The organism is Paraconexibacter sp., assembly GCF_041602235.1.
Classification (GTDB): Bacteria; Actinomycetota; Thermoleophilia; order Solirubrobacterales; family Solirubrobacteraceae; genus Paraconexibacter.
Genome location: NZ_JBFIGP010000111.1, coordinates 1 through 10916, shown reverse-complemented (window position 1 = coordinate 10916; position 10916 = coordinate 1). Strand labels below are relative to the sequence as shown.

Annotated in this window: 10 protein-coding genes, 1 pseudogene and 1 riboswitch; of the genes and pseudogenes, 5 read left to right on the top strand and 6 right to left on the bottom strand. The window is 73.4% G+C overall.

The window, feature by feature from the left end; genetic code table 11:
* The 3 genes from fni to ABYE80_RS10670 all read left to right on the top strand — a co-directional run.
* The coding region (gene fni / locus ABYE80_RS10680; RefSeq protein ID WP_372790260.1) for a type 2 isopentenyl-diphosphate Delta-isomerase at window positions 1-1042 on the top strand (1042 nt) is incomplete at its 5' end.
* Window positions 1039-2526, top strand: coding sequence for a phytoene desaturase family protein (crtI, locus tag ABYE80_RS10675; protein WP_372790259.1), 1488 nt, complete (start codon window positions 1039-1041; stop codon window positions 2524-2526). The genes fni and crtI, both read left to right, overlap by 4 nt.
* Window positions 2510-3325 (top strand): phytoene/squalene synthase family protein, encoded by an 816-nt coding sequence (locus ABYE80_RS10670; protein ID WP_372790258.1) that lies wholly within the window; start codon window positions 2510-2512, stop codon window positions 3323-3325. Before crtI ends, ABYE80_RS10670 begins: the two co-directional genes overlap by 17 nt.
* 3 nt (window positions 3326-3328) lie before the next feature.
* Here the strand turns inward: ABYE80_RS10670 and ABYE80_RS10665 are convergent, their stop codons facing one another.
* Window positions 3329-6085, bottom strand: coding sequence for an EAL domain-containing protein (locus ABYE80_RS10665; RefSeq protein ID WP_372790257.1), 2757 nt, complete (start codon window positions 6083-6085; stop codon window positions 3329-3331).
* Window positions 6086-6178: 93 nt separating this feature from the next.
* Window positions 6179-6592, bottom strand: coding sequence for an alternative ribosome rescue aminoacyl-tRNA hydrolase ArfB (arfB, locus tag ABYE80_RS10660; protein ID WP_372790256.1), 414 nt, complete (start codon window positions 6590-6592; stop codon window positions 6179-6181).
* An 85-nt stretch (window positions 6593-6677) separates the two neighbouring features.
* Between arfB and ABYE80_RS10655 the strand changes: the two genes are divergently transcribed.
* Entirely contained in the window at window positions 6678-7751 is a 1074-nt protein-coding gene (locus tag ABYE80_RS10655; RefSeq protein ID WP_372790255.1) for a phosphatidylserine/phosphatidylglycerophosphate/cardiolipin synthase family protein, read from the top strand.
* On the opposite strand, the gene ABYE80_RS10650 is transcribed toward ABYE80_RS10655, so the two are convergent.
* The 3 genes from ABYE80_RS10650 to ABYE80_RS10640 all read right to left on the bottom strand — a co-directional run bounded on the left by ABYE80_RS10650 (window position 7721) and on the right by ABYE80_RS10640 (window position 10057).
* Entirely contained in the window at window positions 7721-8461 is a 741-nt protein-coding gene (locus tag ABYE80_RS10650) for a TIGR00730 family Rossman fold protein (RefSeq protein WP_372790254.1), read from the bottom strand. The two genes, ABYE80_RS10655 and ABYE80_RS10650, sit on opposite strands and share 31 nt — an antisense overlap.
* Before the next feature lie 69 nt (window positions 8462-8530).
* Entirely contained in the window at window positions 8531-8959 is a 429-nt protein-coding gene (locus tag ABYE80_RS10645) for a thiol-disulfide oxidoreductase DCC family protein (protein WP_372790253.1), read from the bottom strand.
* A 45-nt stretch (window positions 8960-9004) separates the two neighbouring features.
* Complete coding sequence (locus ABYE80_RS10640; protein WP_372790252.1) at window positions 9005-10057, bottom strand: peptidoglycan-binding protein; 1053 nt, start codon at window positions 10055-10057, stop codon at window positions 9005-9007.
* A gap of 53 nt (window positions 10058-10110) precedes the next feature.
* A riboswitch (cyclic di-AMP (ydaO/yuaA leader) is annotated at window positions 10111-10268 on the bottom strand.
* Between the two features lie 163 nt (window positions 10269-10431).
* Between ABYE80_RS10640 and ABYE80_RS10635 the strand changes: the two genes are divergently transcribed.
* Window positions 10432-10656 (top strand): (4Fe-4S)-binding protein, encoded by a 225-nt coding sequence (locus ABYE80_RS10635; RefSeq protein ID WP_372790251.1) that lies wholly within the window; start codon window positions 10432-10434, stop codon window positions 10654-10656.
* A 78-nt stretch (window positions 10657-10734) separates the two neighbouring features.
* Here the strand turns inward: ABYE80_RS10635 and ABYE80_RS10630 are convergent.
* A pseudogene (locus ABYE80_RS10630) lies at window positions 10735-10916 on the bottom strand (peptidase dimerization protein); the annotation flags it as partial.

The following is a 10916-nucleotide window of genomic DNA, read 5'->3' as shown; positions in this document are numbered from 1 at the left end:
GTGCATGCTGCATCCGACGCCGTCGACCACCGCACCCGACCCCAGCGCCGCCGAGCGCAAGACCGACCACGTGCGCATCGCCGCGCAGCCCGGCGTCGAGCACCTGTCCGGGACTGGCCTCGATCGGGTGCGCCTGCGACATCGCGCGCTGCCGGAGCGGGACCTCGCCGACGTCCGCCTGGGCTGCGACCTGCTCGGACGTCCCGTGCGGGGACCCCTGGTGGTGTCGGCGATGACGGGCGGGACCGGCCAGGCGGAGACCCTCAACGCGCGTCTCATGCGAGCGGCGGCCGATCACGGGATCGCGCTCACCCTGGGCTCGGGCAGGCCGCTGCTCGACGACCCCGACCTGCTGTCGACCTACGTCCGTGCCGGCCACCCGCGCCCCCCGCTGCTCATCGCGAACCTCGGTGCTGCGCAGGTCCGACGCCGGGACGCGGCCGATCGCGCCCGCCGGCTCGTGGACCTCCTCGGCGCGGACGCGCTGTCCATCCACCTCAACCCCGTGCAGGAGGCGGTGCAGCCCGAGGGCCAGCCCGAGTTCGCGGGCGTGGCCGACGCCATCGCGCGGCTCGTTGCCGCGCTACGCCCCCTTCCCGTGGTGGTCAAGGAGGTCGGGTTCGGGCTCGACCCGCAGGACGTCGCCCTGCTGCGGGACGCGGGCGTGGCCGCGATCGACGTGGCCGGATCAGGGGGCACGAACTGGGCCGTCATCGAGGGGCGGCGTGACGCGAGGGCCGGGGCCGTGGCGGCGGCGTTCGCCGACTGGGGCGTCCCGACCGCGCGTGCGCTGTGCGACGCGGTCCGCATCGCTCCCGAGTTGCCGATCGTGGCGAGTGGGGGGCTGCGCGACGGCGTGGACGCCGCCAAGTGCCTGGCCCTGGGCGCGGTCGCGGCCGGCGTCGCGCGCCCGCTGCTGATCGCTGCGACGCAGGACGAGGCCGGCGCCGCCGTCGAGACCCTGCTGGAGCAGCTTCGCGTCGCGACGTGGGCGGTGGGTGCGGCGAGCACGTCGGACCTCGGCACGGAGCACCTGGCGTGAGCCGTGTCGTGGTCGTCGGGGCCGGCCTCGGAGGGCTCGCGGTCGCGCTGCGCCTCCAGGGCGAGGGCCACGACGTCATCGTGGTGGAGCAGCGCGAGACCCCGGGGGGCCGCGCCGCCCAGATCCGCTCGGGGGGCTTCACCTGGGACACGGGTCCGTCGCTGATCACGATGCCCTGGGTCCTGGAGGAGACCTTCGCGGCGGGCGGTCTGGACCTCCACCGCGAGGTCACCCTCCGAGAACTCGACCCGTTCTACGACCTGCACTGGGCCGACGGTGCGCGGCTGCAGTTCGTCCGGGACCGCGAGGCCATGCAGGAGCAGATCGCCCGCCTGTCGCCCCGGGACGCCGCGCGGTTCCCCGCGTACCTGGAGGCCCTGCGCCCGATCTACGAGCAGGGGATCCTGGGAGCCGGCCGCCGGGAGTTCTCACGACTCCGGGACCTCGCGGCGTTCACACCCACCATGGTGCGACTCGGCGCCGCGTTGCCGCTCTGGGCGCAGACCGCGCGGTTCTTCTCCGAGCCCCACGTTCGAGAGGCCTTCAGCTTCCACTCGCTGTTCATCGGCGGCGACCCCTTCCGCGTGCCGGCGATCTACGGCGCGCTGGTCTACCTGCAGTTCCTGGACGGGGTCTGGTACGCGGAGGGCGGCGTGTACGCGCTGGTGCAGGCGATGGCCGGGGCGCTCGACGTGCGCTACGGCGACGGCGTCGAGCACGTCGAGACCGCCGCCGGGAAGGTGACCGGGGTGCGAACGCGCGGCGGCCGTCACATCGCTGCCGACGTCGTCATCTCCAACGGCGACGTGCTCGACGGGCCGAGCGTGCTGGTCGGGGGACGTCCCTCGCAGGTGAGCCGTCGCCCGCTGCGCCCGACGATGTCCTGCTTCCTCCTGTACCTCGGCACCGACCGTCCGTTCCCGCGTCTGGCGCACCACACGCTGCTCGTGGGGGACGGCTACCGGCGGTTCATCCGTGACGTGACCCGGGACGGGCGGCTGCCGTCGACGTCCTCGACCTACCTCCACGTCCCCAACCGCACCGAGCCCGGGATGGCGACCGACGGCGGCGACTCGATCTGCGTGCTCCTCCCGGTGCCGAACCTGCGGTCCGGGACCGATTGGGACGTCGTGGGCGACCGGGTCCGGGACTGGCTCGTGGAGGACCTGGAGCGCTCGTTCTCGCTGGACGGCCTGGGCGCCAGCATCGTCGAGGAGCACCGCATGACGCCGGCCGACTTCCGCGAGCGCTTCGGCGCCCGCGACGGCAACGCCTTCGCCCTGGAGCCGACCCTGCAGCAGAGCGCGGCGCTGCGCCCCGCGAACCGCGACCGCCGGGCGCGCGGCCTGTACCGCGTCGGCGGCGGCACCCACCCGGGCGCGGGCATCCCCGGCGTCCTGCTCGGGGCACAGGTCACGGCCGGACTCGTCGGCGAGGACACCAGGACGACGGGCGCGGGAGGTCGCGTTGCTGCTCGCGCCTGACCGCCGGAGCGCCCTGCGCGCCTACGCACGTCAGACCACGCGCCGGTCGGGACGGACGTTCGCGCTCGCCTGCCGACTGCTCCCCCGGGACGTCCGCGACGACGTCCACCTGCTCTACCTCGTCCTCCGCACGCTCGACGACCTCGTCGACCACGCCATGCCGGACGCCGACGAGCGGCTGGGGGCGGTCGAGGCGTGGGCCGACGGCGCGCGACCGTGCAGCCCGGAGACGCGGGTCCTGTACGCCCTCGACCTGCGGTACGGCCTCCCGCGCGAGGCGGTACGGGATTTCTGTGCCGGGATGCGCGACGATCTCGCCGGTCACCGCCCGCAGACCGAGGAGGAGCTCGACCGCTACTGCTACCGCGTCGCCGGCACCGTGGGTCTGCTCATGTGCTCCCTGCTCGGGACCGCGGGTGACCCCGAGCGGGCGAGGGCGACCGCGGTGGCCCTCGGCATCGCGATGCAGCGCACGAACATCCTCCGCGACCTCGACGAGGATGCACGCGCCGGGCGACGGTACGTGCCCGCCGAGGCCGTGAGCCGGTTCGGGACGCCTGCCCCAGGTCGCCGCGCCGCGCTGCTGCGGGACCAGATCTCCCGTGCCGACGCCTACTACGACCAGGGCTTGAGCGGGCTGTCGCACCTCAGACGGGGACGGCGCGCGGTCGCTGCTGCCGCCGCCATGTACCGCGAGATCCTGCGGCAGATCGAGCGCGACGGCTACGGCGCCACGCCGGGTCGCGCCGTGGTCGCGCGCCGTCGGAAGCTGCTCGTGGCCGCCCGCGTGGTGCGCTGACGGTCAGGCACCGACGCGCGGCTCGAGGATCGGGCCACCCGCGAGCAGCCTGCGCAGCTCGTAGGCATCCATCGGCGCCGCGAGCAGGTAGCCCTGGGCGAGGGTGCCTCCCAGGCGACGGATCGCCAGCAGCTGATCGGTGCGCTCGACCCCTTCGGCGACCGCGTCGATCTCCAGCACCTCCGCCATCCTCAGGATGGCCGTCACGATCGCGGTCTTGTCACCGCCCAGGCCCAGACCTGCCGTGAACGAGCGGTCGATCTTCAGCCCGGCGATCGGGAAGCTGCTCAGGTGGCCCAGCGACGAGTACCCGGTGCCGAAGTCGTCGAGATAGAAGCGCACACCGATGTCCACGAGCGGGGTCAGCGCCGCGCGGACCGCGGATGCGCGCTCGAGCAGCGCCGTCTCGGTGATCTCGAGGACGAGCTGCTCCGCACCGATCCCGGCGGTGGCCAGGACCTGGGCCACGGTGTCGGCGAGGTGGGCGCCGATCCCGGTCAGCTGCTGCTCGGCGAGGTTCACGTGGACCGGCAGCGGCCGTCCGACCGCGGCGCGATGCCATGTCGCCGCCTCGCCGCACGCCAACTCCAGGACGCGCTGCCCCAGCGCGACCGCCAGCCCGGCCTCCTCGGCGACGTGCAAGAACTGCGACGGCTGGAGGACTCCGCGGTCCGGATGGTCCCAGCGGACCAGCGCCTCCACACGGCAGACCCGCCCGCTGCGCAGGTCGACGATGGGCTGGAAGACGAGGCGGAGCTCACCGTGCTCGATCGCCGACCGGAGGTCACGCTCGATCTGCACCCGCTCGACGGCCCGTGCCCGCATGCCGAGGTCGAACAGCTCGACCCGCCCCCGTCCGCGCTCCTTCGCCCGGTACATCGCGGCATCGGCGTCACGGAGGAGCTCGTCCGCGCTGCGACACGCGTGGTCACAGACGACCACACCGACGCTCACCGCGACGTGGTGCTCCAGCCCGGCGATGCGAAACGGCTCCGCGCAGGCGTCGGCGACCCGCTGGGCGAGCTGGCGCGCCATCGCCTCGCCGGCGACGTTCTCGCAGACCACGACGAACTCGTCGCCCCCGAACCGCCCGACGGTGTCCGACGGTCGTACGGCGCCCCGCAGCCGGGGAGCGAACAGCGTCAGCAGCTCGTCCCCGGCGCCGTGGCCCAGCCCGTCGTTGATGACCTTGAAGTGGTCGATGTCCAGGAAGATCACGGCCATCGGCTCGCCGGAGCGGTCGATGCGGCTCAGCGCCTGCTCGATGCGATCGAGGACCAGTGTCCGGTTGGGCAGCCCCGTGAGCGGGTCGTGAAGGGCGCGGCGGACCTGCTCCTGCTCCGCGAGCCAGCGGTCCAGGGCGTCGGCCAGCACGTTGGCCAGCGACTGCAGGAAACGCAGATCGGCCTCACCGAAGTGCTCGTCGTGCGGCGAGACGACGGCGAGCACCCCGTGGACGCGTTCCCGGCCCTGGACGAGGGCCGCCATCCCGCCACCCGACCCGTCGACCCGCAGGTGCGTCTCGACGGTGAACCGCGGGTCCGCGTGGAGCTGGTCGCTCAGCACGCCGCGCCCGACGCTCAGCGCGTACCCGGCGAGCGAGCCGGACGGCTCGGCGGAGACGACGGTGCCGGTCGGATCCTCGTCGAAGCCGACCGCGCGCCGGACCTCGAGGGCGCTGCCGTCCTCGGTGAGCTCCAGCAGGGACGCGTGGCCGTGCAGCGTACGAGCCGCGGCCTCGACGGCGCGGGCCTTCAGCGCCTGCGGGTCACCGCCTTCGAGGGCCCGTTCCCCGAGTTTCGCGACCGCCTCGTGCTGCAGGGCGCGGCGCTCGAGCAGCTGCTGCGCCTGGCGTTCGGAGGTGAGGTCGGTGAACACGGCCACGACGCCGGTGACGTCACCGGCGTCGTCATGGGTCTGCGTGACGCGCGCCCACGCCGGGAACGTGGTGCCGTCGGCCCGGCGCATCCGCCACTCCCCCTCCCAGCCCATCGCGTAGGCCTCCCGGACGGCGGCGGCCCACTGCTCGTCGGGGACCGAGGCCGAGATCAGGGGGTAGCCGCGTCGCCCGAGGATCTCCTCGCGGGCGTACCCGAAGTAGCGCTCCGCAGCGGGGTTCCAGGCCGTGATGCGACCTTGGCCGTCGAGGGCGACGACGGCCGCGTCGACCTGGTCGAGCACGAGACCGCGGTGCTCCAGCTTGCGATACAGGCGCGCGTTGTCGTACGTGAGGCCTGCACGCTCGACGAGGTCCAGGAAGATCTCGCAGTCCTGCGGCGTGTAGGGGGCGCGACCGCGGTCGCGTGAGAGGTGAACCGCGCCCAGGACCCGGCCGCGGCTTCGCAAGGGGGCGAGGATCACCGAGGCCATCCCGCGCGCCTTCCGGTAGTCGGCGAGGGCCCCGGAGCACGTCGCCGTGCTCGCGTCGAGCAGGATGAGCGGCTCGCGGGTCCGCAGGACGTCGCTGATCGCGCCTTCGTCGCTGGGCTGCACCCGATGGCCCACGAGGTCCTCGAGCCCCTGCGCGACGTCGGGGTCGGCGTGGGCCCACGCGCGGGTCTGCACCTGCCCGCCGTCGTCGCTGACCATGCGGGCCAGGCACAGGTCGCCGAACAGGTCCGCGCTGCGCTGGACGAGGACGTCGAGCACCTCGGTCGGGTCGAGGCCGACCCGGGCCAGGTCCGCGGCGACCGCCGCCAGCGCGACGTGTCGATCGCCATGGCCGAGCGCGGGGTGCCCGTCGCCTCCTGGGTGCGTCATCTCCTCCTCACCACGATGCCGCCAACACCATCATTGATCCCCGGTTAAGACAAGCACGACATCTGTCCACGTTCGCGCCCGCACGGGCCGGAGTCAATCGTCGGTGCCGGGACGGCCCCGCCCACGCTTGATCTGCCCGCGACGGGCCTTGGCGTCGAGCCGACGACGCTTCGACGCGCGGGTCGGACGCGTCGGGGTGCGCGACCGCTGGACGTGGAGCGCGGCCGCGAGTCGCCCCTGCAGGCGCTCCAGCGCCAACTGGCGGTTGCGGGTCTGACTCCGGGCGTCCTGCGCCACGGCGCGCACGACCGGCCCGCAGCGCGCCGCGATGCGCTCTGCCTGCGCGGGCGTGAGTGCCGTCGAGGCCCGGACGTCGAAGCTGACCTCGACCCGGGATGCGGTGACGTTGGCGTGCTGCCCGCCGGGCCCCGAGGACCGGCTCACGCGCACGACGACCTCCTCGAGGGGGATCGCGACCGTGGGTGATATGCGCAGCGGCTCGGCCATGCGCGGACATCATCGCCGACCGGCCACGCATCGATCGCGCAGCCTCGTGCGCCGGCGCTCGGCGGTCTGCGGCTACGGTCGTCCCGTGACCCGCGCGCCGGCCCCTGTTCATCTCCGCACGCTCACCGAGGACGGACAGCGCGCCGAGGACGTCGCCGCGGAGCTGATCGCGGTCCTCGGCGCCGCGCGGGAGTCGCTCGACATCGCGCTCTACTCGGTGCGTCTGCCGGGGCCGGTCGGCGACGCGGTCGCGGCGTCGCTGCGCGATGCCCGCTCCCGTGGCGTCACCGTGCGCATCGCCTACAACGACCCTTCGGGCGCGCACCGGGACCTCGTCAGCCCGCCCCCGGCGACCCGGCCGGAGCTCCTCGCCGACCTGCAGGTCGGGCTGCGCGCGATCCCCGGGGAGGACGACCTCATGCACCACAAGTACGTCGTGCGGGACCACCAGGCGCTGTGGTGCGGGAGCACGAACTGGTCGCAGGACTCGTGGACGCACCAGGAGAACGTGATCCTGACGGTCAGCAACGCCGCGCTCGCGGTGGCCTACGCCGAGAACTTCGAGGAGCTCTGGACCCGGGGCCGCCTGGAGGGAACCGGGGCGGGCGCGACCGATGCCGTCCCGCTCGACGGCGAGGGGAACACCGTGCGCCCCTGGTTCTGCCCCGGCCGCGGCGAGCAGCTCTCCCACCGCATCGCGACCGCCATCGGCCGCGCGGATCGCCGTGTGCGGATCGCCTCGCCGGTGCTCACCGCCGGCCCGGTCCTGGGCACGCTGGCCGAGGTCACCGCCGAGCAGCGGGTCGACGTCGCCGGGATCTGCGACGCCACCCAGATGCGGCACGTCCACGACCAGTGGGCGGCCAACGACCGCTCGGCCTGGAAGATGCCGCTGCTCGCGCGGGTCCTCCGGGACGGCGACTTCACCGGCAAGCGATCGACGCCGTGGGGCCGGGCCACCATCCACGACTTCATGCACGCGAAGGTCACGGTCGCCGACGACGTGGTCTTCGTCGGCTCGTTCAACCTCTCGCGATCCGGCGAGCGCAACGCGGAGAACATGCTGGAGTTCCGGCACCCGGCCCTCGCGGACCGGCTCAGCTCCTACGTCGACGCGCTGCGCGAGCGCTACTCGGAGCCCGTGGTCCTTCCCCACTGATCCGCGCACGCGCGGCCCACGACGTCGACGATCTCGTCGATGTCGTCGGTGACGCGGAACAGCGACATGTCCTCGATCGAGACGAAGGCGCCCCCGGCCACCTGTTCCTCGAGCCAGTCGACGAGTCCCGACCAGTAGTCCGACCCCACCAGCAGCACGGGAAAGCGCCCCATCTTGTCGGTCTGGATCAGCACGAGCGACTCGAACAGCTCGTCGAGGGTCCCGAACCCGCCGGGGAACACGACGAACGCGCTCGCGAACCGCACGAACATCACCTTGCGCGTGAAGAAGTAGTTGAAGGTGAGCGCGATGTCCTGGTAGGGGTTGGGCGCCTGCTCGAACGGCAGCACGATGTTGAGCCCGACCGACAGCGCACCGGCGTCCTGGGCCCCGCGATTGCCGGCCTCCATGACGCCCGGCCCGCCCCCGGTGATGATCGTGTGCCCCTGCTCGCCGAGCCGGCGGGCGACCTCGCGGGCCAACCGGTACTCGGGGTGGTCCTCCGGGGTGCGCGCCGAGCCGAACATGGAGACCGCGCGGCGCACGACGTGGAGCGCGCGGAAGCCGGTCTCGAGCTCCTCGTGGACGAGGTCGAGGCGCTCCTCGTCGGTACGCCGTGTGACGACGGTGGGGAGCTCGGCCCGCAGCAGCTCCTCGTCCGGGCTCCGCGGGACGCTGCCGGGCGGCAGATCCTCCTCTCGGTAGGTCACGCCGGGGCTCCCGACGCAGCCGCCAAGGAACCCGGGATCGCGCACGCGCTCGTCATCTGGCGGCGCAGGCTACCGGCCGTGGCGGGCCAGCACGGCGTCCGCGGCGGCGCGCCGTCTCGCGGACACCAGCCGGCCCGCGGCGACCCTGTGTGCGGCGAGCTGGGAGTACCCGGCACGACGCAGCGGAGCGGGTGCCGCCCGGATCACCATCGCGGCCGCACGGCCCAGCGGCCCACGGAGCACCGCGGCGACCATCGGGCCGGCGTCGCCGCCGCTGCGCAGCGCTCCCGGCTCGGCACCCGCGGGGATCGCGTGCGCGCTCCGGAGCGCGCGGTCCGGCGGGACGCCTGCGGCATGCAGGACCGCACGGCCCTCGGAGGACTGGATGGCGAGCGCCGCGACCGCGCCGTCGCGGGCGTGGCGCAGCAGCCAGGCGACGCTCCAGCGGCAGAAGCCGCAGTCCGCGTCGTAGAGCACGGTGAGATCGGGGTCGGGCACGCCTCTGCCGAGGCTACCCGCGTCCGACCCTCCCGTACCGCGGTCCTACAGGCCCTTGGGGTGACGGACCTTGTAGCCCTTGGTGGGCCGGCTGGACGCGTGCCAGCGTGAGCCGTCGTCCTGCTTCATGCCGCTCGTGTCGAAGCGCAGCCCCGCGACGACCATGTACATGTGGCCCGAGTTGGCGTAGATCGTGACCCACTTGCCGGGACCGGCCGCGCCCCACTTCGTGAAGCCGCCGGACGGCATCGAGCTCTTCAGCAGGCCCGCACCGTGGAGCGCGTAGCTCACGGAGCCGGAGCAGTCGTAGCCCTTGTCCTCCCACTTGCCGTGGCCACCGCCGTAGATGTACGGCTTGTGGGCGATCTTGTTGCCGGCGGCGATGATCGCCTTGACCTCGTCGGGCGCGTTCGCCGGGGCGATGGCCAGACCGTCCTTGCCGACCTTCGCGCGATCGCCGGGGGCGAGCTGGAGCGGCTTGGCGGCGGAGGGGGCGTCGGCGCCGGCGGCGACCTGGCCCCGCAGGACGTCGATGTCGTTCGCGTCGACGACGCCGTCGGCCTCGAGCCCGTTGGCCGACTCGAAGCGGTTGACGGCCTTCAGGGTGCCGCTCCCGAAGGTCCCGTCGACCTTGGTCCGGAAGCCGCTCTTGGTCAGGAAGTCCTGCAGCACCTTGATGTCGTGCCCGCGCATGCCGCGCTTCACCGGGATGCGGTCACCGAGGGAGTGGCTGCGCGGGTTGCCGTCGGCGTTGTAGCCGCCGGCGGCGAGGGTCGCGCCGCCGCCCGTCGTCGCCTGGCGCAGCTTGCGGACCGTGACCTTGCCGACGGTCCCGCTGGGCTCCAGGCGCGCGGCGCGCTGGAACTTCCGCACGGCCGACTTGGTGCCGGAGCCGAACACGCCGTCGACCTTGGTCTTGATGCCGACCTTCACCAGCAGCTTCTGCAGCGTGCGGACGTCGGAGCCCCGCGAACCCTTGCGGAGGGCGCGATCGCCGAGCTTCCGCGTCTTCTTGGCGGACTTCTTGGCGGAGGACTTGGCGGTGGCGGCCTGGGCGGCCGGAGCAGCGGCCACCGCGCTCGCGAGCGCGATGATCACGGCGGTTACGACACCACTGATGGTACGGCGGCAAACCTGCGGCACGACGGGCGAACCCCTTTGCATTCGACGCCTACGGGGTTAGCTGTCGGGCTCGCGCTGATGCTGCGCTACCAGGGACCTCCCTGGATTCGCCCCCGACCGGATGTTCCGGTCACTGGGTCCCCCGTCCCCCCGCATCCGTGCGCAGGAGGTTCGGCTGGTTCTGTTGTACGACTCGGGGAAGGGTACAGAATCCCGCCGTCGCCGTTACGCCCGCTGCCGATATTCGTGGCCGTTCGAACGATCAGGGAACCGGTCAGACCATGGTCTAGGCTTCTCCTGCGCGGGCGACCATCGCCAGTGCGCCCACTTGCGGACGAGAGGTCGGGACCATGAGCGGCGAGAACACCCGGAAGCGCTACAGCGGCGACGGCATCGTCGTCACGTTCGACGGCACCCTGTGCCGGCACGCCGCGGAGTGCGTGCGCGGGCTGCCCGAGGTCTTCGACACGAAGGCCCGCCCCTGGATCCAGCCCGCGAACGCGGCGCCGGACGTGGTGACCGAGGTCGTCGCGCGCTGCCCGAGCGGGGCCCTGCGTACCGAGCGCCCGTCCTAGCGGGCTCCGCTCCGGCTCCCCTCCCAGCGGGCTCCGTCCCGGCTCCCGCCCGTCGGCGGGCGGTCCGTCCGGTCCGGCTCAGGCGGTCAGCACCGCGTCGGCGGCGGCCAGCGCGACCTCCGCGCGACTGCGGAGCGACGCTGTCAGCACGTACTCCCCGGGCGCATGCGCCTCGCCGCCCAGCGGGCCCAGCCCGTCGATCGTCAGCGGCACCACCGCGGCGATGTGGCTGGCGTCGCTGGCCCCGCCGCGTGACGCCG